This window comes from Methylobacterium currus (genome assembly GCF_003058325.1).
GTDB classification, from domain to species: Bacteria; Pseudomonadota; Alphaproteobacteria; order Rhizobiales; family Beijerinckiaceae; genus Methylobacterium; species Methylobacterium currus.
The window spans coordinates 3,231,136-3,256,389 of sequence record NZ_CP028843.1 but is presented as its reverse complement, the minus strand read 5'-3'; the positions used below and the strand labels follow the sequence as shown (position 1 = coordinate 3,256,389).

The window sequence follows — 25,254 nt, the reverse complement described above, 5'->3', positions numbered from 1 at the left end:
GTTACGTACGCGCGAGGCCCGGCCGGGCTCGCAAGGTGGCCGCCGGACAGAGGTGTCCGGCGGCCCGAGACATCACCTGATCCAAGTCATCACGTTGCTCCAAGGAGGATGTGGTCATGAGGACCTACGATTTCGCGCCACTCTACCGTTCCACCGTCGGCTTCGACCGCCTGTTCTCGATGCTGGACCAGGCCGCCCGGGTCGAGCCGTCGACGCAGTGGCCGCCCTACGACATCGAGAAGGTGGCGGACGACGCCTACCGCATCACCATGGCGGTGGCCGGCTTCTCGCAGGACGAGATCGAGCTGACCCAGCACGACACCACGCTGCTCGTCACCGGCCAGAAGAAGGACAAGGACGGCGAGCGCGCGTACCTGCATCGCGGCATCGCGGCGCGCGCGTTCCGCCAGACCTTCAGCCTGGCCGACCACGTGAAGGTCACGGGCGCCAGCCTGGAGAACGGCCTCCTGGCCGTCGATCTCAAGCGCGAGGTGCCGGAGGCGCTGAAGCCCCGCCGCATCACCATCGGTGGCAAGCAGGCCGCCCTCGGACAGGACAACGCTCCGGCTCAGGTCGAGGACCACGCCACGGATCGCGTCAAGGCCGCCTGATCCGGCTGCCCGGTTCCCGCAGCATCCACTGACGAACGGAAACCCCGGAGGCCGGCGTGCCCCCGGGGCCTGAACCCTTGTCGTGCCAACTCACGCGCCATCAGGGAGGATGACCCGTGTCGATGAAGGAGACGCATCTTACCCATGCCGGTCTTGCTCATGCCGGCCCGATGAACCCGCCGGCCGTCCAGCCCGCCTCGTTCGACGCGTGGCAGGCGCTGGTCGCGCCCGGCGACGTGTTCCGGCACCCGCGCGAGGTGCTGACGCATCCGCACCTGTCGCGGGCGGAGAAGCGCGCGATCCTGGCCTCCTGGGCCTCGGATGCCTGTGCCCTGGAGAATGCGCCTGGCCTGCGCTGCCTGGCGGGCTGCCGGGCCGAGCCGGTCCCGATCGATGCCGTGCTCGGGGCCCTCGCCGAACTCGACCACGACGCGTCGCACCACAGACCCCCGCGGGACGCCGCCGCGCCTGCGACGAGGCGACGGTCGCCGCGGTGGCGTTCGCGCACGCTGCGGAACCTGCGCATCTTCATCCGCCCGGGCCGCCGGGACGACGACGATGACCCACCGCCATGCCCGGCCGCGGCGATGCCGGCACCGCGGCCCCGGACACCCCCGAGCGCCGCGGCCCGGGCGCTCTGCGTGCCGGCGTAAGGATAGGCCAGCCTAGGACAGGCCACGGCTCAGCAGCAGGGCCTGCTCGATGTCCCTCGCTTCGAAGAATCCGATGAGCCGCGTCGGCGAGGCGGACGAGATTGCCAGGGCGGTGCTCGTCCCGGCCTCGGGCGATGCGAGCTTAGTCAACGGCATCGAGCCGCTCGTCGCTGGCGGGCAGGCGCGGGTGTGATCGCGCGCAGCGTTGATCATGGTGGGGCTGCCCGGTTCGCCGGGCGGCCTTTAAACAACGATCATGCCGTCGCCGCATCGAGCATGCGCGCCACCCAGGTCTCCAAGGTGATCCCGGCCCGCTGCGCCGCGCTTGCCGCCGCTTTGTGGGTTTTCGGATCGACGCGCACCACAAGATGCCCGGAGAACGGTTCTCCCGGTTCCTCTCCCCGGGCGCGGCAGAATGCGACATAGTCGTCGATGCTCTCGGCGAGAGCCTGTTTCAACTCGTCGACGGATCTGCCCTGGAAGGTGACACCGTCGCGCAGGTTGACGGTTTCGCCATGGAAGAGACCAGCCTCGTCGTCGGACTCGACGACCGCTTGGTAGGGGCCATGGTGCAAGATGGTCATGGTTCGATGCCCGCTTCGAGCAGGAAGCACCGAACCGATTTCACGGCGCCGCGATCGGTTTCCTTCCGCGGATGCGGACGGTGAAACACGGCCCGAACGCCCGACAGGACGACCCGCACCCGCGATTCCTGCCTTTCCTGCACCTCACCGCCGCAGGCGACGAGCATGGCCTCGATGTCGATCCACTCGATGTTGGCCCGAACCGGATCGGCGAAGACAGCTTGCAAGGCCGTGCGATGCTTCCCGCTATGGCTCGTATCTGACCCGGCCTTCCATCCATCAACAAGGATCCGCTCTCAGCAGTCACAGGTGCTCAGGCCGATGATGGTCGTCGCCCAAGTCAGCGCGCTCGACCCGCTCGACGGTCGAGAGCGAGACCTGCGCGAAGTCGGCCAGAGTCTCCCTCTTCCATTGCCGAAGCCCCCGACCCATCCGGGTCACCATCGCTACGCGCTCGATGGGCGGCACCGCGGCAACATCAGGTGCTCGCGGCGGCATGGCAGCCAAGTGCTCGATGATCTCGTCGGTCCTCATGTCATCCCCCGTTCGCCGTCGGGACGATGGCCAGGGTGATCTGCGGGAAAGAGTCCGAAAAACCCTTCAGGACGCTCGCGTACCGGAGGCAGGGCAGTCGTGTCCGAGGACAATGGCCCAAACGGCCGCCGGGCCGCCATCGGAGAATGGCGGCCCGGGACTGGTCAAGCTTGTCCCGTGCTCCGCTTGGGGATTCCCAAGCGGAGCACGGGCTCGCCCGCCGCTCAGCTATGCGCCAGGATCGCCAGCAGCAGCAGCGCGATGATGTTGGTGATCTTGATCGCCGGGTTCACCGCCGGGCCGGCGGTGTCCTTGTAGGGATCTCCGACGGTATCGCCGGTGACCGCGGCCTTGTGGGCGTCGGAGCCCTTGCCGCCGTGGTGGCCGTCCTCGATGTACTTCTTGGCGTTGTCCCAGGCGCCGCCGCCCGACGTCATCGAGATCGCGACGTAGAGGCCGGTGAGGATCACGCCGAGCAGCATCGCGCCCACCGCCGCGAAGGCCTGGCCCTTGCCGGCGATGGCCTGGATCACGAAGAACAGCACCACCGGCGAGAGCACCGGCAGGAGCGAGGGCACCACCATCTCCTTGATCGCCGCCTTGGTCAGCATGTCGACCGCGCGGCCGTAATCGGGCCGCTCGGTCCCCTGCATGATGCCGGGCTTCTCGCGGAACTGGCGGCGGACCTCCTCCACCACGGCGCCGGCGGCGCGGCCCACTGCCGTCATGGCAATGCCGCTGAACAGGTACGGGATCAGGCCGCCGAGCAGCAGGCCGACGACCACGTAGGGGTTTGAGAGCGAGAAGTCGACGGTGACGCCCTGGAAGAACGGGTACTGGGTCGGCGACGCGTTCTTGATGAAGTAGTTCAGGTCCGAGGTGTAGGCGGCGAACAGCACCAGCGCCCCGAGGCCCGCCGAGCCGATGGCGTAGCCCTTGGTGACCGCCTTCGTGGTGTTGCCGACGGCGTCGAGGGCGTCGGTGGACTTGCGCACCTCCTTGGGCAGCCCCGCCATCTCGGCGATGCCGCCGGCATTGTCGGTGACCGGACCGAAGGCGTCGAGGGCGACGACGACGCCGGCGAGCGCCAGCATGGCGGTGACCGCGATGGCGATGCCGAACAGCCCGGCGAGCGAATAGGTGACGATGATGCCGGCGACGATCACGATCGCCGGCAGCGCGGTGGATTCCAGCGAGATCGCCAGGCCCTGGATCACGTTGGTGCCGTGGCCGGTGACCGAGGCATGGGCGATCGACTTGACCGGGCGGTAGCGGGTGCCGGTGTAGTATTCGGTGATGACGACAATCAGCGCCGTGATGACGAGGCCGGCCACCGCGCAGAGAAAGAGGCTGAGCGAGGTGAAGCTGTCGCCGCCGGCGGTGGTGAAGCGGGTCGAGAATCCGCCGAACATCACGAGGTTGAGGCCCGCGATGGCGACGATCGAGAGCGCCCCGGCACCGATCAGCCCCTTGTAGAGCGCCCCCATGATCGACTGGTTGGCGCCGAGCCGCACGAAGAACGTGCCGACGATCGAGGTGATGATGCAGGCCGCGCCGATCGCCATCGGGTAGAGCAGCATCGTCTCGAGCACATTGCGGCCGCCGACATCGGTCTGGCCGGAGAAGAAGATCGCCGCCAGCACCATCGTGGCGACCAGGGTGACCGCATAGGTCTCGAACAGGTCGGCGGCCATGCCGGCGCAGTCGCCGACATTGTCGCCGACATTGTCCGCGATGGTGGCGGGGTTGCGCGGATCGTCCTCGGGGATCCCGGCCTCGACCTTGCCGACGAGGTCGCCGCCGACATCGGCGCCCTTGGTGAAGATGCCGCCGCCGAGGCGCGCGAAGATCGAGATCAGGGAGGCGCCGAAGCCCAGAGCCACGAGGGCGTCGATCACCTCGCGGCTCGCCGGGTCCAGGCCGGCGAAGCGGGTGAGGTAGGTGTAGTAGAGCGCGACGCCCAGCAGCGCGAGGCCGGCCACCAGCATGCCGGTGACGGCGCCCGACTTGAACGCTACCGAGAGGCCCGCGCCCAGCGACTGCGCCGCGGCCTGGGCGGTGCGCACGTTGGCCCGTACCGAGACGTTCATGCCGATGAAGCCGGCGACGCCCGAGAGCACCGCGCCGATCAGGAAGCCGACCGCGACCTTGAGGCCGAGGAACCAGGCGAGGAGCGCGAACAGCACCACGCCGACGGCCCCGATCGTGGCGTATTGGCGGCGCAGATAGGCCTGGGCGCCCTCGGCGATCGCGCCGGCGATCTCCTGCATGCGCTGCGTGCCGGCGTCGCGCCGCATGACGTCGTTGATCGTGACGATGCCGTAGGCAACGGCGCAGAGGCCGCCCAGGATGATGAGCAGGAGTGCGGTCATTCTACCGTCCTTGATTGTCGGGCATTCCCGCGACGTCGGACGGCCGAGATGGCGAGCGGCCGTGTACGCGCGAAGCGGGCCTCCCTCCCTGTTGAGCGGGCCCGCGCGACTGCACGGATCCGCGCTCCTAGTCGTGCCAAACTTCCAACCCGAGCGCAAACGCTCCCAAGCTTCATCCGCCTGAGACTTTCGACGCCGGCCTTTCCGTCTTCGGAATGGCTCTAGAAGTGGCTGAACGAGCCGGTGCGGAAGTGGCGTACGGCGCCGTCCGCCGCACGGAAGACCGGCGGGCCGCCGCCCTCCGTCACCGTGCCGATCTCGGCGAGCGGCACGCCGGCCCGCTCGGCCGCCTCGCGCAGGGCCGGCACCTCCGCCGGATCGGCGGCGCAGAGGATCTCGTAATCGTCGCCCCCGGTGAGCGCGGTCTCAAGGAACTTCGGCTTCACCGCCAAAGCCGCCCGGGTCGCGTCCGAGAGCGGGATCGTCTCGATCTCGATCTCGGCGCTCAGGCCTGCTACCCGCATCATCTTGGCGAGGTCGCCGACGAGCCCGTCCGACACGTCCATCGCCGCGCGGGCATGGGCCCGCAGGGCCGGCGCGAGGGCGAGGCGGGCCTGCGGATGCAGGTAGCGGTCGATCAGGGCGGCGCGGACCGGGAAGGAGAGGGCCGCGCCCCAGGGCGCGGCGGGCTTCTGGCGGAGCTTGAGGCCGAGAGCCGCGTCGCCGATGCTGCCCGAGACGAGGAGACGGTCGCCGATCCGGGCCGTGCTCCGCCGCACCATGGTCCCGGACGGGACCTCGCCGAGGGCCGTGATGCCGAGAAGCGTGGGGCCGGCCGCCCGCACGGTGTCGCCGCCCAGCAGCGGGCAGCTCGCCAGGGCCGCGGCCTCGCTCAAGCCGGTGCAGAACTCGGCCAGCCAGGCTTCGTCCCAGTCGTCCGACAGGGCGAGGGTAAGGAGAAAGCCCCGGGGCTCGGCGCCCTTGGCGGCGAGGTCGGACAGGTTCACGCCGAGTGCCTTGCAGGCGATCGAGGCCGGCGGATCGTCGGCGAAGTAGTGCACGCCGGCCACGACCGCGTCGGTGGTGAGCACCAGGTCGTGGCCCGGGCTCGGGGTCAGCAGCGCCGCGTCGTCGCGTAAGCCCAGCCCGCCGGCGCCGGCGAGCGGCGCGAAGTAGCGGGCGATCAGCTCGTCTTCCGTGGGGCGGGGCAGGTCGGAGCGTGCCATCGCGGGGGTCTCGCGGCGCGGGACGGGGCAGGCGACGCCGTTCCCGGCCCGAACCTCAGCCGAGAGCTAGACCGCAGGCCGGGGCGTCGCAACGTGATAACGGCAAAAACGAGTGTTTTTCCGCTTATATCCTCGCGCCTTGGCATCGACACGTCGATGCCAAGGCGTCCGGCGCATCAGCGCCGGCGCCCGTTCGGGCTTAGCCAGCGCCTTCGAACGGGTCCGTTCGAAGGCGCGGCGGTATTATTCACACGGATACGCCGGATCCGCGAGAAACCGTCCGGCGTCGCCTCAACCGGCGCGCGAACCTTTGGCGAAATCGTCCGGGCGCACGGCGCGGCCGACCTTGTCGAGCACCGCATTGACGAGGCCCGGCTCCTCGCCCTCGTAGAAGCTGTGGGCGACGTCGACATATTCGGAGATCGCGACCTTCACGGGCACGTCGCGGCGGAACATCACCTCGTAGGCGCCGGCGCGCAGGATCGCCCGCACCACCGCCTCGAGGCGGCGCAGGGGCCAGCCGGCTGCGAGCGCCGCGTCGAGGCGCTGGTCGATCGCCCGCTGCTCCTCGACGGTGCCGCGCAGGAGGTCGCGGAAGAAGGCGGTCTCGGCCGGCGGGTGCTCGACCTCGTCGATGACCTGGCCGATCCAGAACGCCTCGAACTCGGCGAGGGCGTCGATCACGCCCTTGCCGGAGATCTCCATCTCGTAGAGGGCCTGGACCACCGCGAGGCGGGCGCCGCTACGCTCGGCGGGCTTCATCTCACTCGGTCTCCGGATTGCGGCGGGGGGTGAAGCCGATGGTGCGGTCCTGGCGCCCGGCCTCCTCGGCCCGGCGCAGGGCCAGGACCGCGAGGGCGGCTTCCGCCGCGCCGCCGCCCTTGTTCATCTCGGCGACCCGGGCGCGGGCCTGCGCCTGGGCCTCGGTCTCGACCGTCAGGATGCCGTTGCCGAGCGGCAGGCGGAGCATCACGGAGAGGTCCATCAGGGCCCGGGCGCTCTCGCCCGCCACGATGTCGTAATGGCCGGTCTCGCCCCGGATGACGCAGCCGAGCGCCACCACGGCATCGTAGGGCATGTGGGCGCGGGCGGCGGCCTCGAGCAGGATCGCCACCGTCTGCGGGATCTCCAGCGCGCCCGGCACGGTGACGACCACGGCCTCGGCGCCGGCCGCCGCGATCGCGGCGGTCGCGCCGGCGAGGAGCTCGTCGGCGATGTCCTCGTAGTAGCGGGCCTCGACGACGAGCACCCGGGCTCCGGTGAGCTGGGGGCGGTCGGCTCCGCTATCGCGGCGTGGCGTGACCATGGCGAACTTCTGCATCTCGAACGGGCACCGGCTCGCGCGTGGCCGTTCAAGGCGACCTCGCTGCGGTGCATCACCGGTGGGGGAGGCGAGCACTAGACCAGAAGAGGCCCGTCCCACAAGTGCGCGAGCACCCGCCGATCGTCGCTGCTTGCCAATCCGGAACAATCCGGTCATCCCGGGCGCCAGAGCCGGGCTCTCACACCCGGCCGCACCGGATCGATGGCCCAACAACAACCGGCCGGGAGGACAAAGCCGTGACGACCGACATCGAAGCCCGTACCATCAGGCGCGTCAGCTGGCGCCTGATCCCGTTCCTGATCGTCTGCTACTTCGTGGCCTATCTCGACCGCGTCAATGTCGGGTTCGCCTCGCTGACCATGAACCGGGATCTCGGCATTTCGGCCACCGCCTACGGCCTCGGCGCCGGATTGTTCTTCATCACCTACTTCATCTTCGAGGTGCCCTCGAACCTGGCGCTCGAGAAATTCGGGGCGCGGCGCTGGATCGCCCGCATCATGCTGAGCTGGGGCGTGATCTCCGGCGGCATGGCCTTCATCGGCGGCGAGACCAGCTTCTACATCATGCGCCTGCTCCTTGGCGCGGCCGAGGCCGGCTTCTTCCCGGGCATCATCTTCTACCTGACGCTCTGGTTCCCGGCCGCCTACCGCGCCCGCATCGTCTCGCTGTTCATGGTGGCGATTCCGCTCTCGAGCGTGATCGGCTCGCCGATCTCCGGCCTGCTGCTCGAGCTCGACGGCGTGCTCGGCTTCAAGGGCTGGCAGTGGCTCTACGTGGTCGAGGCGCTGCCGGCGATCGTCCTCTCGGTGATGACCTACTTCTATCTCACCGACCGCCCGTCCGGCGCCAAGTGGCTCGCCCCCGACGAGCGCGCCTGGCTGGAGCAGACGCTGGCCGCCGAGCAGGCTCGCAACCCGCGCCAGGGGCACGTGCCGCTCACGCAGGAGATCCTCAACCCGCGGGTCCTCGCCATCGCGGTGGTGTATTTCGGCGCCGTCGCGCTGCTCTACGCCTTCGGCTTCTTCCTGCCGCAGATCTTCAAGGCCTTCGGCCTCACCAACGCCCAGACCGGCTTCGTGATGATCATCCCGTACGCCGTCGGCACCGTGGGCATGCTGTGGTGGGGCAAGCGCTCGGACGCCAAGAAGGAGCGCCGCTACCATCTCGCCGCGGCGCTGGCCTGCGCCTCGCTCTGCACCATCGGGGCGGCCCTCGTCGGCGACCCGATCCTGAAGGTGGTGCTGTTCTCGGGCGCGGCTTTGGGCATCTTCGGGGCCCTGCCGATCACCTGGACCCTGCCGACCGAGACCCTCTCGGGCGCCGCCGCCGCCGGCGCGATCGCGGTGGTGAACTCGATCGGCAACCTGTCGGGCTTCGCCGCCCCCTACGCCGTCGGGGCGATCAAGGACTGGACCGGCAGCTTCACCGGCGGCCTTCTCCTGATCGCCTGCGCGGGCATCGTCGGCATGATCACCGTGCTGCGCCTGAGCCATAGCGGCGCAGCCGTGGGCCCCGGCCGCGTCGGCGCCCCCGCCGAGTAGGTCGTCAAGCGGTCGCCTGCAACGGACCGGGACGGCCCGCCGGGCCGTCTCGGTGCATCGCAACACACTCGCCGGAAATCTGGAATTCCTCCGGATCGGGGCGCCTTTTCGCCCTTTATTCCGAGGCTTGACCGTGCCACAGAGCGACCCGTGCGGCGACGCCCGGTCGCATTGCCGCCACGCGTGGGGAGGTGCTTCGGTCCGGCAGGATCGGGGAACGACAACCCCGCCGACCCTTCCCGCGGGCCTCGACGCCTTGCGCCGCGCAAGCGGCGGCCCGCGCCGTCAACGATTTTCGGGAGAGCCGGAACTTGGCCACCACCGTCGCCCCATCCGACGCCGCGCATCCCCACGGGTCGACCCGCCGGGACTTCCTGTTCCTCGCCACCGGCGCGGGCGCCGTGGTCGGGGCCGCCGCTCTGGCCTGGCCGTTCGTCGCCTCGATGGCTCCCGATGCCGAGACGATCGCGGCCGGCGCCCCGATCGACGTCGACCTCTCGCCGATCGCCGACGGCCAGATCGTCAACGTGTTCTGGCGCGGCAAGCTGATCTTCGTGCGCCACCTCACCGAGAAGGAGGTCGCCGACATGAAGGCGGCCAACCCTTCCAGCATGATCGATCCGGCCCCGTTCCTGGGCCGCGTCAAGGCCGGCCACGAGCGCTGGCTCGTCACCTACGGCAACTGCACCCATCTCGGCTGCGTGCCGATCGCCAACGCCAACGGGCACGAGGGCTGGGGATGCCCCTGCCACGGCTCGCAATTCGACGCGGTGGGCCGCGTCACCCGGGGCCCGGCCCCGATCAACCTGCCGATTCCGCCCTACGCCTTCCAGGGCGACACCAAGGTCCGCATCGGCGAAGGCGCAACCGCCTGATTACGCCGATCGTGAAGCAACGCCAGACGCGGGCTGCCCCATGAGCGCACACGCCACAACCTACGTTCCCAAGAGCCGCTTCGCGAAGTGGTTCGAGGCCCGGCTGCCGATCGCAGGCCTGGTCCATTCCTCGTTCATCGCCTTCCCGGTGCCGCGCAACCTGAACTACTTCTGGACGTTCGGCGCCATTCTGATGGCGATGCTGGGCTCGCAGATCATCACCGGCGTCTGGCTGGCGATGCACTACCAGCCCTCGGCCACCGAGGCGTTCAACTCCGTCGAGCACATCATGCGCGACGTGAACTACGGCTGGCTCCTGCGCTACATGCACGCCAACGGCGCCTCGATGTTCTTCATCGCGGTGTACGTGCACATGTTCCGCAACCTCTATTACGGGTCGTACAAGGCCCCGCGTGAGGTGCTCTACATCCTCGGCGTCATCATCTACCTGCTGATGATGGCGACCGCGTTCCTCGGCTACACTCTGCCGTGGGGCCAGATGTCGTTCTGGGGCGCCACCGTCATCACCAACATCCTGGCGGCGATCCCGGTCGTCGGCGACACGATCCAGAGCCTGCTCTGGGGCGGCTACTCGGTCGGCAACCCGACCATCAACCGCTTCTTCTCGCTGCACTACCTGCTGCCGTTCATGATCGCCGGCGTCGTCGTCCTGCACGTCTGGGCGCTGCACGTCACCGGCCAGAACAACCCGACCGGCATCCCGATCAAGTCCGGCAAGGACGCCGTGCCCTTCACCCCCTACGCGACCATCAAGGACGTGTTCGCGGTGGTGGTGTTCTTCGTCTTCTTCGCCTACTGGATCTTCCTGCAGCCGAACTACCTCGGCCATGCCGACAACTACATCCCGGCGAACCCCGCCGTGACGCCGGCGCATATCGTGCCCGAGTGGTACTTCCTGCCCTTCTACGCCATCCTGCGCGCGGTGCCGGACAAGCTCGGCGGCGTGATCCTGATGTTCGGCGCGGTGATCATCCTGGCGCTGGCGCCCTGGCTCGACACCTCGCGGGTCCGCTCGGCCAACTACCGGCCGATCTACCGCCAGTTCTTCTGGGTCTTCATCTTCTGCTGCTTCCTGCTCGGCTGGCTCGGCTCGAAGCCCCCGGAGGGCGGCTACGTGCTCGCCTCGCGCATCGCCACCTTCTACTACTTCGCCCACTTCCTGATCGTGATGCCGCTGGTCGGCCTGTTCGAGACGCCGAAGCCCCTGCCGGGCTCGATCCTCGAGAGCGTCACCGGCCCGGGCAAGCAGGTCGGCTCCTCGGGCATGCCGGCCGGCGCGACTGCGGCGCCCCCGACCAAGGGCTGAGGATTGCCCCGGAAGGGCGGAGGCCGTGAGGCATCCGCCCTCCCACGATCGCGATGAAGCACTAACGACGCCGCAAGGGGCATCGAGGGGAATGATCAGAACACGCACTCCCGGGACGCGCGCTCTCTTGGCAGCCGCGCTCGCCGCGTTCCTGTCGGCCGGCGCCGCCTCGGCCGAGGACCACGGGCCGCTGCCCCACCGCGAGAAGTGGACCTTCTCGGGGATGTTCGGCACCTTCGACCAGGCGCAGCTGCAGCGCGGCTTCCAGGTCTACCGCGAGGTCTGCTCGAACTGCCACAGCCTGAACTACGTCCGCTTCCGCAACCTGGAAGAGGAGGGCGGGCCCGACTTCTCCGCCGCCCAGGTCAAGGCGCTGGCGGCCGAGTACAAGGTCAAGGACGGCCCGAACGATTCCGGCGACATGTTCGAGCGGCCCGGCCGCCCGGCGGACAAGATCCCGGCGCCGTTCCCGAACGAGCAGGCCGCGGCCTCCGCCAATGGCGGCAAGGCGCCGCCGGACCTGTCGCTGATGGCCAAGGCCCGCACCTTCGCCCGCGGCGGCCTGTGGTTCATCATCGATTGGCTGCCCTTCATCGGCTACACCGAGCAGGGCCCCGACTACATCCACGCCCTCCTCAACGGCTACAAGGAAGAGCCGCCGAAGGACGTGCAGGTGCCGGCGGGCGGCCACTACAACGAGTACTACCCGGGCCACGTGATCGCGATGCCCAAGCCGCTCAGCGACGGTCAGGTGACCTACGCCAAGGGCGCCGACGGCAAGCCGGTCGTGCCGGAGACGGTCGACCAGTACTCGCGCGACATCACCGCCTTCCTGATGTGGACGGCGGAGCCGCATCTCCTGGCGCGCAAGTCGCTGGGCCTGCGGGCGATGCTGTTCCTGATCGTTCTGGCCGGCCTGCTCTACTACGTGAAGAAGAAGGTCTGGTCCGACGTCGGCGGCGAGACGCACGGGCTGCAGCCCGAGCTGCACAAGACGAGCTGAACCCAGCACCCGAATTCTTCCCGAGGCCCCGCAAGGGGCCTCTTTCGTTACAGGAGAACTCCTATGGTCAAGGCCGTGCTCGGAGTGATCGGCGGATCGGGCGTCTACGACCTGCCCGGGCTGGAGGACGTGCGCGAGGAACGGATCACCTCGCCCTGGGGCGAGCCCTCGGACGCACTCCGCATCGGCCGGATCGGCGAGACGCCGGTGGTGTTCCTCGCCCGGCACGGCCGCGGCCACCGCCTCTCGCCCTCGGGCATCGACTACCGGGCCAATATCGACGTGCTCAAGCGCGCCGGCGTCACCGACATCGTGGCGCTCTCGGCCTGCGGCTCGTTCCGGCAGGAGCTCTATCCGGGCCTGTTCGTGCTCGTCGACCAGTTCGTCGACCGCACGGTCGGGCGCACCTCGTCGTTCTTCGGCAATGGCTGCGTCGCCCACGTCTCGATGGCCCATCCGGTCGGCCCGGGGCTCCAGGCCCGCATCCTGGCGGCGGCCGAGGCCGAGGAGATCGCGGTCAGGAAGGGCGGCACCTATGTCTGCATGGAGGGGCCGCAATTCTCCTCCTACGCCGAGTCGCTCACCTACAAGGCGCAGGGCTACGACGTGATCGGCATGACCAACATGCCGGAGGCCAAGCTGGCCCGCGAAGCCGAGATCACCTACGCGACCATCGCCATGGTGACCGACTTCGATTGCTGGCACCCGGAGCACGGCGCCGTCGACGTGGCCTCCGTCGTGGCGGTGGCCCGCGCCAACGCCGCCAAGGCCGCCCGCCTGGTGAGCCGCCTGGCCCGCGATTTCCCGGCCGAGCGCGAACCCTGCCCGGCGGGCTCCGACCGGGCGCTCGACGGCGCGATCATGACCGCACCCACCCACCGTGACGCAGGCCTGATGGCCAAGCTCGACGCGATCTGCGCCCGGGTGCTGGCGGACGTGTGAGCCCCGTCGTCTCAGGGTTGAGCGGGGAGGGGGCGTAAATCCCGCATCCCCCCTGGCATTTCCGCGGGCTGCCTTTTAACAAGGCAGCCCGTTTCCGTTGGCAACAGTTCCTGCGATGACCGAGACCACCCTCCGCGCCGGCCGCGTCGACCGGCGCACCGCCGAGACCGACGTCAGCGTCGCGCTCACCCTCGACGGCACCGGCCGGGCCAGCATCGCGACGGGGGTCGGCTTCCTCGACCACATGCTGGAGCTGCTCGCCCGCCACGCGCTGTTCGATCTCGAGATCAAGGTGACGGGGGATCTCCACGTCGACCAGCACCACACCACCGAGGATTGCGGCATCGCGCTCGGCCAGGCCTTCGCCCAGGCGCTCGGCGACAAGCGCGGCATCCGCCGCTACGCCGACCTGCATCTGCCCATGGACGAGGCACTGACCCGGGTCGCCGTCGACATCTCCGGCCGTCCGTTCCTGGTGTTCCGCACCGAATTCTCCCGCGAGAAGATCGGCGTCTTCGACACCGAGCTGGTGCGAGAGTGGTTTCAGGCCTTCGCGATGAATGCCGGGATCACGCTGCACGTCGAGACGCTGTACGGCGACAACCAGCACCACATCGCCGAGAGCTGCTACAAGGGGCTGGCACGTGCCTTGCGGCACGCGGTCGAGGTCGATCCCCGCGAGGGCGGCCGGGTGCCATCGACCAAAGGCTCGCTCTAGAGCCCCAATGCCGCAACGACGGATCCCGGGGGGAACCGGATGACCACCTATACCCTGCACGTCCCCGACGAGGTCGATCCCGGCGAGCCGGAGGCGCTGGACCGCGCCAAGCTGGTGCCGGACGCCTTCGTCTGGCCGGCCTTCTGGTTCTCGGCCCTGTGGTTCTTCTGGCACCGGCTCTGGCTCGCCGGCCTCATCGTGCTCGCGGCCGAGATCGTGGTCTGGGCCGTTGGTTTCACGCTGGGGTTGAACCCGGTGGCGGGCTTCGTGATCGCGCTGCTCCTGTCCTGGCTCATCGGGCTCGAGGCCTCGTCGCTGCGGCGCTGGACCTATGCCCGCACCGGGCGCCCGATCCGCGACGCGGTGACCGCCTCGGATACGAAGGAGGCGGAGGTGAAGTTCGTCGCCCGCTGGCTGCGGGAGGAGGGGGCCCGGATCGGGACGACCGCGCCCCGGCCGGCGACGCCGGCGAGCACCCGCGCCGAGAGCCCGGCTTTGGGCCTCTTCCCGGAGGCGCAAGGATCCCGGTGAGCGCCGCAACCCGCCTCAGGACCGCCCCGTTGACCCAGATCACCGCGACCCGGGAGGATCTCCGTTGAGCGCGGACAAAGTCGCCATCATCGATTACGGCTCGGGCAACCTGCACTCGGCCGCCAAGGCCTTCGAGCGCGCCGCCCGCGAGACCGGGACCGGCGCGCGGATCGTCGTCACCTCCGACCCTGAGACCGTGGCCGCTGCCGACCGGGTCGTGCTGCCGGGCGTCGGCGCCTATGCGGATTGCCGGCGCGGCCTCGACGCCGTCTCCGGCATGGTCGAGGCGATGACCGAGGCCGCGCATGGCCGCGGCCGGCCGTTCCTCGGCATCTGCGTCGGCATGCAATTGCTGGCCAGCCGGGGCCTCGAATACGAGGTCACCCCCGGCCTCGGCTGGATCCCCGGCGACGTCGCCCCGATCACGCCGGCGGATCCGCGCCTGAAGGTGCCGCATATGGGCTGGAACACGCTGCAGGAGCGTCGGCCGCACCCGCTTCTCGACGGAATCCCGACCGGGGCGGACGGGCTGCATGCCTATTTCGTGCATAGCTACGCCCTCGCGCCGGCGGAGCCCGGCGACGTGGTGGCGACCGCCGATTACGGCGGCGCGGTCACCGCGATGGTCGCCCGCGGCACGATCGCGGGCACCCAGTTCCACCCCGAGAAGAGCCAGACCCTCGGCCTGCGGCTGATCGGCAACTTCCTGCGCTGGCGGCCCTGACGGTTCGCCGCCCCTCCCACGAACTCCAGCCTTGCGGTGACGACGCGTGATCCTGTTTCCGGCCATCGATCTCAAGGAAGGGCGCTGCGTCCGCCTCGTGCAGGGCGACATGGCGCAGGCCATCGTCTTCAGCGACGATCCGGCGGCGCAAGCCGGGACGTTCCAGGAGCAGGGCTTTTCCTGGCTCCACGTGGTCGACCTCGACGGCGCCTTCGCGGGGGCGCCGATGAACGCCGCGGCGGTCGACGCGATCCTGGCGGCGGTCACGATTCCGGTGCAGCTCGGCGGCGGCATCCGTGAGATGCGCACCGTCGAGGGCTGGCTTGCCAAGGGCGTCAGCCGGGTCATCATCGGCACCGCCGCCGTGAAGGACCCGACCTTCGTGCGCGAGGCCGCGCGCCGCTTCCCCGGCCGGATCGCCGTCGGCATCGACGCCAAGGACGGCAAGGTCGCGGTCGAGGGCTGGGCCAAGACCTCCACGGTCACCGCCGAGGAGCTGGGCCGCCGGTTCGAGGATGCCGGCGTCGCCGCGATCATCTACACCGACATCGCCCGGGACGGCATCCTCAAGGGGCTCAACATCCCGATGACGCTAGGCCTGGCCCAGGCGGTGAAGATCCCGGTCATCGCCTCGGGCGGCCTCGCCTCGATCGAGGACGTGCACCGCATCCTGGAGCCGGATTGCGCGGGATTGGCCGGCGCCATCACGGGCCGCGCCCTCTATGACGGCCGGATCGACCCGAAGGAGGCGCTGGCGGCAATCGCGCGGGCGCGGAGTTCGTCGCCTGGCAGGGCGGCCTCGTGATAGGCTGACGCCGCACGACGGACGGGCAGCGCGTGACCGCCGCGCCCCGCTCGCCCGCGACGTCCCGATCGACCCGACAACCTGAAACGGCGCCCGTGCTCAAGACCCGCATCATCCCCTGCCTCGACGTCAAGGACGGCCGCGTCGTCAAGGGCGTGCAGTTCCTCGAGCTGCGCGACGCCGGCGACCCGGTCGAGGCCGCCAAGGCCTATGACCGCGCCGGGGCCGACGAGCTCTGCTTCCTCGACATCACGGCGAGCCACGAGGACCGGGGCATCCTGCTCGACGCGGTGAGCCGCACGGCGGAGGCCTGCTTCATGCCGCTCACCGTCGGCGGCGGGGTGCGCAAGGTCGAGGACATCCGCACCCTGCTGCTCGCCGGGGCCGACAAGGTCTCGATCAACACCGCGGCGGTGAACGATCCGGACCTGGTGGCAAGGGCGGCGGAGAAGTTCGGCGCGCAGTGCATCGTGGTGGCGATCGACGCCAAGCGGGTCTCGGGCGAGGGCGAGCCGCCCCGCTGGGAGATCTTCACCCATGGCGGCCGGAAGCCCACCGGGATCGACGCGATCGACTTCGCCCGCACCGTGGCGGGGAAGGGCGCCGGCGAGCTGCTGGTCACCTCGATGGACCGCGACGGCATGCGCTCGGGCTACGACATCGGGCTCACCCGGGCGATCAGCGACGCGGTGAACGTTCCGGTCATCGCCTCGGGCGGCGTCGGCAGCCTCGACGACCTCGTCGCCGGCGTGCGCGACGGCGGCGCCAGCGCGGTGCTGGCGGCTTCGATCTTCCATTTCGGCCAGCACACCGTGGCGGAGGCCAAGGCCCACATGGCGGCGGCGGGCCTGGCGATGCGGCTCGATCCGACGCCCTGACCCATCGGCAATCACCGCGGGAAATGGTGGGGTCGACCGCTTGACCGCCCGGCACGGCCGGCCCCAGGGTTCACCCGGACACACCAACGGCCGCCGCATGACCACCTTCACCCTCGCCGACCTCGACCGCATCGTCCGCGAGCGCGCCGCCGCCGCGCCGGAGGAATCCTACACCGCCAAGCTCGTCGCCGGCGGGCCGGCCCGGCCGGCCAAGAAGCTCGGCGAGGAGGCGGTCGAGGCGGCGATCGCAGCCGTGCAGGGCGACCGCGAGGGGCTGACGGCGGAGGCCGCGGACGTGCTCTACCACCTGCTCGTGGTTCTCCGGGCCGCCGAGGTGCCGCTCGAGGCGGTGATGGCGGAGCTGGAGCGGCGCACGGCCCAGAGCGGCATCGCCGAGAAGGCGTCGAGGAGGCCGGCATGACCGAAGCCGGCATGAATGGGGCCAGCATGGCTCCGACCCTCGGCGCGGCGGAGCTGGCGGCGAGCCTCGACGAGGCGACCGACCACCTCTCGCCCTACCGGGTCTTCTCCCGCGAGGAATGGGCGCACCTGCGCGCCGACACGCCGCTCACCCTCACGGCCGAGGACGTGATGCGGCTGCAATCGCTCAACGACCCGATCTCGCTCGAGGAGGTCATCGCGATCTACCTGCCGCTGTCGCGGCTGCTCTCGCTCTACGTCGCGGCGACGCAGGGGCTGTTCAAGGCGACCCAGCGCTTCCTCCTCGCCGAGCGCGAGGTGAAGGTGCCCTACATCATCGGGGTCGCCGGCTCGGTCGCGGTCGGCAAGTCGACCACCGCCCGGGTGCTCAAGGCGCTGCTCGCCCGCTGGCCCAACACCCCGAAGGTCGACCTCGTCACCACCGACGGGTTCCTGTTCCCGAACGCGGAGCTGAACCGCCTCGGCCTGATGGAGCGCAAGGGTTTTCCGGAGAGCTACGACACCCCGACGCTGCTGCGCTTCCTTGCCGACATCAAGGCCGGCAAGCGCCACGTCGCGGCGCCGCTCTACTCGCACCTCGTCTACGACGTGGTGCCGGGGGAGACCACGGTGGTGGACCGGCCCGACATCCTGATCGTCGAGGGTCTGAACGTGCTCCAGCCCGCCCGCCTGCCGCGGGACGGCACGGCAATCCCGTTCGTCTCGGACTTCTTCGACTTCTCGGTCTATCTCGACGCCCACGAGGAAGACCTGCACCGCTGGTACGTCAACCGCTTCCTGCGTCTCCGCCACACCGCCTTCCGCGACCCGCTCTCCTATTTCCGCAAATACGCGGAGATCAGCGAGGAGGAGGCGCTCGGCATCGCCGACGGGCTGTGGACCCGCATCAACCTCCTGAACCTGCGCGACAACATCGTGCCGACGCGCCAGCGCGCCAGCCTGATCCTCGCCAAGGGTGCGAGCCACCGCATCGAGAGCGTGGCGTTGCGCCGGCTGTAGCGTCCCGCTCGGGTTGACCGTCCTCCCGTCCCCCGCCAGCATGGGGAAAAATTCGGGAGGACCCACCATGAGACGAGCCTTTCGGCGCGCCGGCCTGGCGCTGGCCGCGACCCTGTGCGCGACTGCGGCGCAGGCACAGGTCTCCGACGACGTGGTGAAGATCGGCGTCCTATCGGACATGAGCGCCGCCCAGGCCGACAGCACCGGCCCCGGCTCGGTCACCGCCGCCCGGATGGCGGTGGAGGATTTCGGCGGCACGGTCCTGGGCAAGCGGATCGAGGTCGTCTCCGCCGACCACCAGAACAAGCCGGATGTCGGCTCGAACATCGTCCGCCAGTGGCTCGAGTTGCAGCAGGTCGACGTCGTCGCCGACGTGCCGACCTCGTCGGTGGCGCTCGCCGTGCAGAACCTGACCCGCGAGCGCCACCGCCTGTTCCTGAACTCGTCGGCCGGCTCCTCCGACCTGTCCGGCCCGGCCTGCTCGCCGAACGCGATCCACTGGACCTACGACACCTATTCGCTCGCCAACGGCACCGCCGGCCCGCTCGTGTCCCAGGGCGCCAGTTCCTGGTACTTCGTCACCGCCGATTACGCCTTCGGCCACGCGCTGGAGCGCGACACCAGCCAGGCGGTCGCCCGGGCCGGCGGCAAGGTGATCGGCTCGGTGCGCCACCCGATGGGGATGGCGGATTTCTCCTCGGCGCTGCTCCAGGCGCAGGCCTCGGGCGCCAAGGTGATCGCGCTCGCCGATCCGGTCGGCGACACCGCGACGGCGGCCAAGCAGGCGGGCGAGTTCGGCATCCAGCAGCAGGGCCAGAAGCTCGTCGGGCTCCTGATCGACGTGGTCGACCTGCGGGCGATCGGCCTCGAGACCGCGCAGGGCATGCTGCTCACCACGAGCTTCTACTGGGACCGCGACGACGAGACCCGGGCCTTCGCCCAGCGGTTCCTCAAGCGCCACGGCCGCATGCCGACGCAGTTCCAGGCCGGCGTCTATTCCAGCATCGCCAACTACCTGAAGGCGGTGCAGGCCGCCGGGACCGACGCGGCGAAGGCCGTCGTCGCGAAGATGCGCGAGACCCCGGTCAACGACTTCTACGCCAAGAACGGCCGCGTGCGCGAGGATGGCCGCATGGTCCACGACATGTACCTGATGCAGGTGAAGGCGCCGGCCGAATCGACCGGTGAGTGGGACCTGCTCAAGCCGATCGCGACGATTCCCGGCGACCGGGCGTTCCGGCCGATCGAGGCGGGCAACTGCCCCTATGTCGGCAAGGCGGGGTGAGGCGGGATTTTGCCCGCGGGAACAAGAATCCGCCCACGCCGCGTTCGAAGGTGGAGGTGACCGGCGTAGGAGCGTGCCAACTAAGGGCGGTGCGCCGACCCTATACCAGGATGATGATACCGCTATCACCCGTTTGGAGGTCTTGCCACCGGGCGATCGTCCACCTTCCGGGGGGATCGCCCGCGGTCACGCCTCGTCCTGAAGCAGCGGATAGGCCGCTTCCACCACGTAGGGCCCGCCGCCCACCGAGTCCCGCGCCGAGTACAGGGCGACCCGCCGCGCCGTGAACGAAACCCGCGAGAAAACCGGCTGCATCGCCAGGTACTGGGCCACCCCGTCCGGCCCCGCGCCGCGCTTGAGGCGGGCGAGGGTGACGTGGGGCGTGAAGCGACGCGTATCGGGGGCGACGCCGAGTTGGCGCAGGATGCGCTCGTGCTCCGCCTGCAGTTCGGCGAGGTCGGGATCGGGCACGACGCGGGCGAAGAGCGCGTGCGGCTTCTCGCCGCCGAAGACCGCCAAGTCGTCGAGGACGACGGTCAGGGGCGGGCGGGGCCGGATCTCGGCGAGCGCCTCGGTGATCTCCTCGGCGAGCCCGCCATCGACGTCGCCGATGAAGCGCAGGGTGACGTGGTAATCGGCGGGCTCGACCCAGCGGGCGCCGGGCAAGCCGCCCCGGAAGGCGCTTAGGCTCAGCCCGGTCTCGGGCGGAACCTCGATTCCGGTGAACAGGCGCGGCATGGCGGATCAGGGCCCCTGGCGCAGGCGCGTCAGGAACGCCTCGACGCTCGGCAGGATGCCGGCGACCACCCGCGTCACCCCGGCTCGGGTCGGGTGCAGGCCGTCGGCGAGGGTGAGGCTCCGGTCGCCCGCGACGCCGTCGAGGAAGAACGGGTAGAGGATCAGGCCGTAGCGCTCGGCGAGCTTCGGGTAGATCGCGTCGAAGCGCTTGCCGTAATCGGGCCCGAGATTCGGCGCCGCCCGCATGCCGGCGAGCAGGACCGGAATGCCGCGGGCCTTCAGCTTGGCGATGATCGCATCGAGGGCCTTCTCGGTCACCGCCGGGTCGGTGCCACGCAGCATGTCGTTGGCGCCGAGCTCCAGGATCACACCGTCGGTCCCGTCCGGCACCGACCACTCGACCCGGTCGAGCCCGCCCGTCGTGGTGTCGCCGGAGACGCCCGCATTGGCGACCGTCACGGCCTGGCCCTTCGCCTTCAGGGCGGCTTCGAGCTGGACCGGGAAGGCGGCATCCGCCGGCAGGCCGTAGCCCGCCGTGAGGCTGTCGCCGAGGGCGACGAGGGTCAGGGGGCGCGTCTTGGTGTCTTGAGCGCGAAGCGGCGTCACGAGCGTCATCAGAAGTGAAACGATCAGAAATGCGAGCGCCGCGCGGCGGCCATCATGGCGAACCATCGATGCGTGGCCCATATCGGGCCGGCGGGCCGCCTGTCCTGCGTAGGTCCGTCCCAACACTCAACCTCCGGCGGCGACCCGACCGGTCGCCGCGCTTCAAGATCGGTTCTTCCCTCATGACCGACAAGGCCACCGGACCGGCGATCGCGCTCGACGGCGTCGATCTCAGCCTCGGCCGCGGCGCTGCCCGGGTCCACATCCTCAAGGGCATCTCGCTGTCCGTCGCCCCGGGCGAGGCGGTCGGCCTCGTCGGTCCCTCGGGCTCGGGCAAGTCGACCCTGCTGATGACCATGGCGGGGCTGGAGCGGCCGGATTCCGGCCGGGTCGTGGTCGGGGGCACCGATCTCGCCGGGCTCGACGAGGACGCGCTGGCGCGGTTCCGCGGCCGGCGCATCGGCATCGTGTTCCAGTCCTTCCACCTCGTCCCGACCATGACGGCGTTGGAGAACGTCGCGTTGCCGCTCGAACTGGCGGATGCGTCCGACGCCCATGCGCGGGCGGCGCGGGAGCTGGAGGCGGTCGGCCTGAGGCACCGCCTGCACCATTACCCGGCCCAGCTCTCCGGCGGCGAGCAGCAGCGCGTCGCCATCGCCCGGGCGGTGGCGCCGGAGCCGGCGATCCTGGTGGCCGACGAGCCGACCGGCAACCTCGACGAGGCGACAGGTGCCCAGATCGTCGACTTGCTCTTCGCCCTCAAGCGCGACCGCGGCGCCACCCTGGTGCTGGTGACCCACGATCCCGGCCTCGCCCGGCTGTGCGACCGCACGGTGCGGCTGCGCTCGGGGCTGATCGACGAAGCGGTGAGCGCGTAACATCCATGCACGGCAGCTTTTCCCGCCTCCCGGGCGCCACGCCGGGCCGTCCCTCGCGCCTGCCGCTCACCTTGCGTCTGGCGCTCCGCGAATTGCGCGGAGGCCTGCGCGGCTTCACGGTGCTGCTCGTCTGCATCGCCATCGGGGTCGCCACCATCGCGGGCGTCGCCTCGCTGTCGCGCTCGCTTTCGGACGGGCTCGCCCGTGAGGGCCGCCGGATCCTGGGCGGCGACGTCACCTTCGGGCTGATCCACCGCGAGGCGAGCCCGCAGGAAAAGGCCTTCTTGGACGCGCGGGGCCGCGTCTCGGCGGTGGGCTTCACCCGCGCCATGGCGTCGGCGGGCGAGAAGGGCGCGGCGCTCGTCGAGCTGAAGGCGGTCGGGCCCGATTATCCCGCGGTCGGCGAGCTGACGACCGAGCCGCCCATGCCGCCCGCCGCGATCTTCGCCGCCCGCGACGGCATCTACGGCGCCGCCGCCGATCCGGCCCTGCTCGCCCGCCTCGACCTCAAGCTCGGGGACCGTCTCAACCTCGGCGGGGCCGAGATCGAGCTGCGCACGGTCCTGGTCAGCGAGCCGGACAAGATCGCCGGCGGCATCGGCTTCGGGCCCCGCCTGATGGTGTCGCTCGACGGCTTGCGCGCCACCGGCCTCGTCCAGCCCGGCAGCCTCAACCGCTTCGTCTACCGGGTGATGCTGCCGCAGGGCGACGACGCGGCGGTCGAGCGGGCGATGACCGAGGCCCGCGCCGCCCTGCCCGACGCCGGATGGGAGATCCGCTCGCGGCTCAACGCCGATCCGCGCTTCGCCCGCAGCATCGAGCGCTTCACCCAGTTCCTCACGCTCGTCGGCCTCACCGCGCTCCTCGTCGGCGGCGTCGGCGTCGCCAACGCGGTGCGGGCCTTCGTCGACCGCAAGCGCGCCTCGATCGCGACCCTCAAGAGCCTCGGCGCGCCGGGCAGCCAGGTGGTCGGCATCTACCTGACCCAGGTGATGCTGATCGCCGGGATCGGCATCCTGGCCGGCCTCGTCGTCGGCGCTGTCCTGCCCTTCGCCCTCGACGCGGCGTTCGGCTCCCTGCTGCCGCTGCCGCTCAACCCGACGCTGGCGCCGGGCGAGCTCGTCGTCGCGGCCCTCTACGGCGTGCTGACGGCGCTCGCCTTCGCGATCGGGCCGCTCGGCCGCGCCCACGATATCGCGGTGTCGGGGCTGTTCCGCGACGCGGTCGATCCCGACCGGCGCTGGCCGCGGCCGCGCTACCTCGGCATCCTCGGCCTCGCGCTGGCGAGCCTCGTCGCCCTGGCGCTGACCACCGCCTATGACCGCTGGGTAGCCCTGATCTTCATCGTCGCGGCGGGCCTCGCCTTCGGGCTGCTCCGTCTCGTCGCCTTCGGGCTGATGGACCTGGCGCGCCGCCTGCCCCGTCCGGCCCGGGCCGCGCCGCGGCTGGCGCTCGCCAACCTCCACCGGCCCGGCGCGCTGACGCCCTCGATCGTGCTGTCCCTCGGCCTCGGCATCACGCTCCTCGTGACCTTGAGCCTGATCGACGCCAACATCACCCGGACCCTGACCCGCTCGCTGCCGGCCAAGGCGCCGAGCCTGTTCTTCCTCGACATCCCGAGCCGCGAAGCGGACGCCTTCGACCAGTTCCTCGGGCGGGCCGCGCCGCGGGCCAAGATCGAGCGGGTGCCGATGATGCGCGGGCGGATCACGGCGCTGAACGGCGTGCCGGCGGGCCAGATCAAGGCCGGCGAGGACGCCGCCTGGGTGCTCGACGGCGACCGCGGCATCACCTACGCCGAGGACCTGCCGGACGGCTCTCGGATCACCGCCGGGCAATGGTGGAAGGGCGACGAGGCGAAGAAGCCGCTGGTCTCCTTCGACGACCAGCTTGCCCGCAGCCTGAACCTCAAGGTCGGCGATACGGTCACCGTCAACGTGCTAGGGCGCAGCCTCACCGTCGCGATCGCCAATTTGCGTCACGTCGAGTGGCGCAACCTCGGCATCAACTTCGTGATGGTCTTCTCGCCAGGCACCTTCCGGGGCGCGCCGCACAGCGACCTCGCGACCCTGACCCTGCCCGAGGGGCCGGATTCCGCCCTCGAAGCCCGGATCCTGCGCGACGCCGCCAAGGAATTCCCCTCGGTGAGCAGCGTGCGGGTGAAGGACGCCCTCGACGCGGTCAACGACCTCGTCGGCAAGCTCGTCTTCGCGATCCGCGGCGCCAGCGCGGTGGCGGTGGCGACCAGCCTGTTCGTCCTCGCCGGGGCGCTCGCCGCCGGCCACCGGGCCCGGCTCTACGACGCGGTGGTGCTCAAGACGCTCGGCGCCACAAGGGCGCGGCTCCTCTCCGCCTACACGATGGAGTACGGCGCCCTCGGCCTCGCCACCGCCGTCTTCGGCCTCGTCGCTGGCACCCTGGCGGGCTGGGTGATCCTCACCAAGGTCATGCATCTCGACTTCGCCCTCGACCTGTCGGGGGCGCTGCTCGCGGCCCTGCTGGCGGTCGTCGTGGCGGTGGGGCTCGGGCTTGCCGGCACCTGGCGCATCCTCGGCCAGAAGCCGGCGCAGTACCTACGAAATCTCTAGGGGTCTTAATCCACGGCAATCCCTGCGGCGTAGGGACCCCCGATTTTGGCGCCCCGTGGGCGGCTACCGTTCCGGCACCGCCCTTGTGCGCGCTTGCCGCGCTCCTCATATTCCGGTCAAGGCGAGCGGACCCGCGAGGGACCGGGCGCCGATCCGACGCGTCAAGCGTCCGAGGGTCGCGTGAGAGCCTCGCACCAGGAACATCCACGCTAGAGAGCTTCCGAAGGAATCTCCCATGGCATTCGAGAACAGCCCGTTCCGGCAGGGTAACGCGAACGGCTTCGGGGCGCCCACGGGCTACGCCCAGAGCCAGGTCCAGATCGACCAGGGCCTTCGCGCGTTCATGCTCGGCGTCTACAACAACATGGTCATCGGCCTCGGCATCTCCGGGCTGGTGGCGATCGGCATCAACAAGCTCGCGGTGGCGTCCTCGCAGGCGGACGCGGTGGCGCGGATCGGCTCGATCCCGCTGACCAGCTTCGGCCGCACGCTCTACGCCACGCCGCTGATGTGGGTGATCGCGCTCGCGCCGCTCGCCTTCATCTTCCTGTTCTCGTTCCGGATGGACCGGATGTCGGCGGCCTCGGCCCGCACCACCTTCTTCGCCTTCGCGGCGGTGATGGGTGCGTCGCTCTCGACGCTGCTGCTCCGCTACACCGGCGCGAGCGTGGTCCAGGTTTTCTTCATCACGGCGGCGGCCTTCGGGGGCTTGAGCCTCTACGGCTACACCACGACCCGGAGCCTGTCGGGCATCGGCTCGTTCCTGGTGATGGGCCTGATCGGCCTCGTCATCGCCAGCCTGGTCAACATCTTCCTGGCTTCGAGCGCCCTGCAATTCGCCATCTCGGTCATCGGTGTGCTGATCTTCGCCGGCCTGACTGCGTATGACACGCAGAAGCTCAAGGAGATGTACATCTACGGCAACTTCGACGGCGAGACCGCCGCCAAGGTGTCGGTGGTGGGCGCCCTGACGCTCTACCTGGACTTCATCAACATGTTCCAGTTCCTGCTCTCGCTGATGGGCAACCGGAACAACTAAAACGCTCCCGGGCGGCGCGCCGCTCCGGATCG

At 70.1% G+C, this 25,254-nt stretch carries 28 protein-coding genes; 19 read left to right on the top strand and 9 right to left on the bottom strand.

The window, feature by feature from the left end:
* Nucleotides 1-116 precede the first annotated feature (116 nt).
* From DA075_RS15245 to DA075_RS15235, 3 genes are all read left to right on the top strand, one after another.
* Complete coding sequence (locus DA075_RS15245; protein ID WP_099953949.1) at nt 117-611, top strand: Hsp20 family protein; 495 nt, start codon at nt 117-119, stop codon at nt 609-611.
* 122 nt (nt 612-733) lie between these two features.
* Nucleotides 734-1,264, top strand: a complete 531-nt coding sequence (locus DA075_RS15240; RefSeq protein ID WP_244936583.1) for a hypothetical protein — start codon at nt 734-736, stop codon at nt 1,262-1,264.
* Between the two features lie 49 nt (nt 1,265-1,313).
* Complete coding sequence (locus DA075_RS15235) at nt 1,314-1,457, top strand: hypothetical protein (protein WP_174800093.1); 144 nt, start codon at nt 1,314-1,316, stop codon at nt 1,455-1,457.
* A 61-nt stretch (nt 1,458-1,518) separates the two neighbouring features.
* On the opposite strand, the gene DA075_RS15230 is transcribed toward DA075_RS15235, so the two are convergent.
* The 7 genes from DA075_RS15230 to ribH all read right to left on the bottom strand — a co-directional run bounded on the left by DA075_RS15230 (nt 1,519) and on the right by ribH (nt 7,286).
* Nucleotides 1,519-1,848: a type II toxin-antitoxin system HicB family antitoxin gene (locus tag DA075_RS15230; RefSeq protein WP_174800092.1), complete on the bottom strand. Its 330-nt coding sequence runs from the start codon at nt 1,846-1,848 to the stop codon at nt 1,519-1,521.
* Nucleotides 1,845-2,075 (bottom strand): type II toxin-antitoxin system HicA family toxin, encoded by a 231-nt coding sequence (locus DA075_RS15225; protein WP_244936582.1) that lies wholly within the window; start codon nt 2,073-2,075, stop codon nt 1,845-1,847. Before DA075_RS15225 ends, DA075_RS15230 begins: the two co-directional genes overlap by 4 nt.
* A 76-nt stretch (nt 2,076-2,151) precedes the next feature.
* Entirely contained in the window at nt 2,152-2,382 is a 231-nt protein-coding gene (locus DA075_RS15220) for a hypothetical protein (RefSeq protein WP_099953948.1), read from the bottom strand.
* A 224-nt stretch (nt 2,383-2,606) separates the two neighbouring features.
* Entirely contained in the window at nt 2,607-4,754 is a 2,148-nt protein-coding gene (locus tag DA075_RS15215) for a sodium-translocating pyrophosphatase (RefSeq protein WP_099953947.1), read from the bottom strand.
* 221 nt (nt 4,755-4,975) lie between these two features.
* Nucleotides 4,976-5,980, bottom strand: a complete 1,005-nt coding sequence (thiL, locus tag DA075_RS15210) for a thiamine-phosphate kinase (RefSeq protein ID WP_099953946.1) — start codon at nt 5,978-5,980, stop codon at nt 4,976-4,978.
* A gap of 291 nt (nt 5,981-6,271) precedes the next feature.
* Nucleotides 6,272-6,742, bottom strand: a complete 471-nt coding sequence (gene nusB, locus DA075_RS15205; RefSeq protein ID WP_099953945.1) for a transcription antitermination factor NusB — start codon at nt 6,740-6,742, stop codon at nt 6,272-6,274.
* 1 nt (nt 6,743) lies between these two features.
* On the bottom strand, nt 6,744-7,286 hold the full coding sequence (gene ribH, locus DA075_RS15200; protein WP_099956606.1) for a 6,7-dimethyl-8-ribityllumazine synthase: 543 nt from the start codon (nt 7,284-7,286) through the stop codon (nt 6,744-6,746).
* A gap of 254 nt (nt 7,287-7,540) precedes the next feature.
* Between ribH and DA075_RS15195 the strand changes: the two genes are divergently transcribed.
* The 13 genes from DA075_RS15195 to DA075_RS15135 all read left to right on the top strand — a co-directional run bounded on the left by DA075_RS15195 (nt 7,541) and on the right by DA075_RS15135 (nt 19,373).
* On the top strand, nt 7,541-8,845 hold the full coding sequence (locus DA075_RS15195; protein ID WP_099953944.1) for an MFS transporter: 1,305 nt from the start codon (nt 7,541-7,543) through the stop codon (nt 8,843-8,845).
* A 311-nt stretch (nt 8,846-9,156) separates the two neighbouring features.
* Entirely contained in the window at nt 9,157-9,720 is a 564-nt protein-coding gene (gene petA / locus DA075_RS15190) for a ubiquinol-cytochrome c reductase iron-sulfur subunit (protein WP_099953943.1), read from the top strand.
* A gap of 40 nt (nt 9,721-9,760) precedes the next feature.
* Nucleotides 9,761-11,047 carry a cytochrome b gene (locus DA075_RS15185; RefSeq protein ID WP_099953942.1) on the top strand — a complete coding sequence of 429 codons (1,287 nt, stop codon included), beginning with the start codon at nt 9,761-9,763 and terminating at the stop codon, nt 11,045-11,047.
* Nucleotides 11,048-11,138: 91 nt separating this feature from the next.
* Complete coding sequence (locus DA075_RS15180; RefSeq protein WP_099953941.1) at nt 11,139-12,050, top strand: cytochrome c1; 912 nt, start codon at nt 11,139-11,141, stop codon at nt 12,048-12,050.
* 63 nt (nt 12,051-12,113) lie between these two features.
* On the top strand, nt 12,114-12,992 hold the full coding sequence (locus tag DA075_RS15175; RefSeq protein ID WP_099953940.1) for an S-methyl-5'-thioadenosine phosphorylase: 879 nt from the start codon (nt 12,114-12,116) through the stop codon (nt 12,990-12,992).
* Nucleotides 12,993-13,107: 115 nt separating this feature from the next.
* The gene (gene hisB, locus DA075_RS15170) at nt 13,108-13,710 is read left to right on the top strand and encodes an imidazoleglycerol-phosphate dehydratase HisB (protein ID WP_099953939.1); all 603 of its coding nucleotides are present in this window, start codon (nt 13,108-13,110) and stop codon (nt 13,708-13,710) included.
* Nucleotides 13,711-13,749: 39 nt separating this feature from the next.
* Nucleotides 13,750-14,241, top strand: a complete 492-nt coding sequence (locus DA075_RS15165) for a DUF2628 domain-containing protein (RefSeq protein WP_099953938.1) — start codon at nt 13,750-13,752, stop codon at nt 14,239-14,241.
* Between the two features lie 64 nt (nt 14,242-14,305).
* A complete protein-coding gene (hisH, locus tag DA075_RS15160; RefSeq protein WP_099953937.1) occupies nt 14,306-14,965 on the top strand; it encodes an imidazole glycerol phosphate synthase subunit HisH in 660 nt (219 codons plus the stop codon).
* Between the two features lie 46 nt (nt 14,966-15,011).
* On the top strand, nt 15,012-15,770 hold the full coding sequence (gene hisA, locus DA075_RS15155; protein WP_099953936.1) for a 1-(5-phosphoribosyl)-5-[(5-phosphoribosylamino)methylideneamino]imidazole-4-carboxamide isomerase: 759 nt from the start codon (nt 15,012-15,014) through the stop codon (nt 15,768-15,770).
* Between the two features lie 95 nt (nt 15,771-15,865).
* Entirely contained in the window at nt 15,866-16,648 is a 783-nt protein-coding gene (gene hisF, locus DA075_RS15150) for an imidazole glycerol phosphate synthase subunit HisF (RefSeq protein WP_099953935.1), read from the top strand.
* A 97-nt stretch (nt 16,649-16,745) separates the two neighbouring features.
* Complete coding sequence (locus DA075_RS15145; protein WP_099953934.1) at nt 16,746-17,069, top strand: phosphoribosyl-ATP diphosphatase; 324 nt, start codon at nt 16,746-16,748, stop codon at nt 17,067-17,069.
* Between the two features lie 26 nt (nt 17,070-17,095).
* On the top strand, nt 17,096-18,088 hold the full coding sequence (gene coaA, locus DA075_RS15140) for a type I pantothenate kinase (protein WP_232388588.1): 993 nt from the start codon (nt 17,096-17,098) through the stop codon (nt 18,086-18,088).
* 67 nt (nt 18,089-18,155) lie between these two features.
* Nucleotides 18,156-19,373: an ABC transporter substrate-binding protein gene (locus DA075_RS15135; protein ID WP_099953933.1), complete on the top strand. Its 1,218-nt coding sequence runs from the start codon at nt 18,156-18,158 to the stop codon at nt 19,371-19,373.
* A gap of 186 nt (nt 19,374-19,559) precedes the next feature.
* Here DA075_RS15135 and thpR read toward each other — a convergent pair whose 3' ends face one another.
* A complete protein-coding gene (thpR, locus tag DA075_RS15130; RefSeq protein ID WP_099953932.1) occupies nt 19,560-20,111 on the bottom strand; it encodes an RNA 2',3'-cyclic phosphodiesterase in 552 nt (183 codons plus the stop codon).
* A gap of 6 nt (nt 20,112-20,117) precedes the next feature.
* Nucleotides 20,118-20,726, bottom strand: coding sequence for an arylesterase (locus DA075_RS15125; protein ID WP_244936581.1), 609 nt, complete (start codon nt 20,724-20,726; stop codon nt 20,118-20,120).
* Between the two features lie 173 nt (nt 20,727-20,899).
* Here DA075_RS15125 and DA075_RS15120 point away from each other — a divergent pair, with 173 nt between their 5' ends.
* The 3 genes from DA075_RS15120 (at nt 20,900) to DA075_RS15110 (ending at nt 25,222) form a co-directional block, all read left to right on the top strand.
* Complete coding sequence (locus tag DA075_RS15120) at nt 20,900-21,595, top strand: ABC transporter ATP-binding protein (RefSeq protein ID WP_099953930.1); 696 nt, start codon at nt 20,900-20,902, stop codon at nt 21,593-21,595.
* Between the two features lie 5 nt (nt 21,596-21,600).
* Entirely contained in the window at nt 21,601-24,183 is a 2,583-nt protein-coding gene (locus tag DA075_RS15115; protein ID WP_099953929.1) for an ABC transporter permease, read from the top strand.
* Between the two features lie 235 nt (nt 24,184-24,418).
* Nucleotides 24,419-25,222 carry a Bax inhibitor-1/YccA family protein gene (locus tag DA075_RS15110; RefSeq protein ID WP_099953928.1) on the top strand — a complete coding sequence of 268 codons (804 nt, stop codon included), beginning with the start codon at nt 24,419-24,421 and terminating at the stop codon, nt 25,220-25,222.
* Nucleotides 25,223-25,254: the final 32 nt, after the last annotated feature.

Coding starts and splice junctions, on each gene's coding strand:
- DA075_RS15110 (WP_099953928.1), top strand. CDS start 24,419: ATGGCATTCGAGAACAGCCCGTTCCGGCAGGGTAACGCGAACGGCTTC.
- coaA (WP_232388588.1), top strand. CDS start 17,096: ATGGCTCCGACCCTCGGCGCGGCGGAGCTGGCGGCGAGCCTCGACGAG.
- DA075_RS15120 (WP_099953930.1), top strand. CDS start 20,900: ATGACCGACAAGGCCACCGGACCGGCGATCGCGCTCGACGGCGTCGAT.
- DA075_RS15230 (WP_174800092.1), bottom strand. CDS start 1,848: ATGACCATCTTGCACCATGGCCCCTACCAAGCGGTCGTCGAGTCCGAC.
- DA075_RS15175 (WP_099953940.1), top strand. CDS start 12,114: ATGGTCAAGGCCGTGCTCGGAGTGATCGGCGGATCGGGCGTCTACGAC.
- DA075_RS15220 (WP_099953948.1), bottom strand. CDS start 2,382: ATGAGGACCGACGAGATCATCGAGCACTTGGCTGCCATGCCGCCGCGA.
- DA075_RS15165 (WP_099953938.1), top strand. CDS start 13,750: ATGACCACCTATACCCTGCACGTCCCCGACGAGGTCGATCCCGGCGAG.
- DA075_RS15135 (WP_099953933.1), top strand. CDS start 18,156: ATGAGACGAGCCTTTCGGCGCGCCGGCCTGGCGCTGGCCGCGACCCTG.
- DA075_RS15240 (WP_244936583.1), top strand. CDS start 734: ATGAAGGAGACGCATCTTACCCATGCCGGTCTTGCTCATGCCGGCCCG.
- DA075_RS15235 (WP_174800093.1), top strand. CDS start 1,314: ATGTCCCTCGCTTCGAAGAATCCGATGAGCCGCGTCGGCGAGGCGGAC.
- nusB (WP_099953945.1), bottom strand. CDS start 6,742: ATGAAGCCCGCCGAGCGTAGCGGCGCCCGCCTCGCGGTGGTCCAGGCC.
- DA075_RS15145 (WP_099953934.1), top strand. CDS start 16,746: ATGACCACCTTCACCCTCGCCGACCTCGACCGCATCGTCCGCGAGCGC.
- DA075_RS15215 (WP_099953947.1), bottom strand. CDS start 4,754: ATGACCGCACTCCTGCTCATCATCCTGGGCGGCCTCTGCGCCGTTGCC.
- thiL (WP_099953946.1), bottom strand. CDS start 5,980: ATGGCACGCTCCGACCTGCCCCGCCCCACGGAAGACGAGCTGATCGCC.
- ribH (WP_099956606.1), bottom strand. CDS start 7,286: ATGGTCACGCCACGCCGCGATAGCGGAGCCGACCGCCCCCAGCTCACC.
- hisB (WP_099953939.1), top strand. CDS start 13,108: ATGACCGAGACCACCCTCCGCGCCGGCCGCGTCGACCGGCGCACCGCC.
- DA075_RS15245 (WP_099953949.1), top strand. CDS start 117: ATGAGGACCTACGATTTCGCGCCACTCTACCGTTCCACCGTCGGCTTC.
- DA075_RS15185 (WP_099953942.1), top strand. CDS start 9,761: ATGAGCGCACACGCCACAACCTACGTTCCCAAGAGCCGCTTCGCGAAG.
- thpR (WP_099953932.1), bottom strand. CDS start 20,111: ATGCCGCGCCTGTTCACCGGAATCGAGGTTCCGCCCGAGACCGGGCTG.
- DA075_RS15180 (WP_099953941.1), top strand. CDS start 11,139: ATGATCAGAACACGCACTCCCGGGACGCGCGCTCTCTTGGCAGCCGCG.
- DA075_RS15115 (WP_099953929.1), top strand. CDS start 21,601: ATGCACGGCAGCTTTTCCCGCCTCCCGGGCGCCACGCCGGGCCGTCCC.
- DA075_RS15125 (WP_244936581.1), bottom strand. CDS start 20,726: ATGACGCTCGTGACGCCGCTTCGCGCTCAAGACACCAAGACGCGCCCC.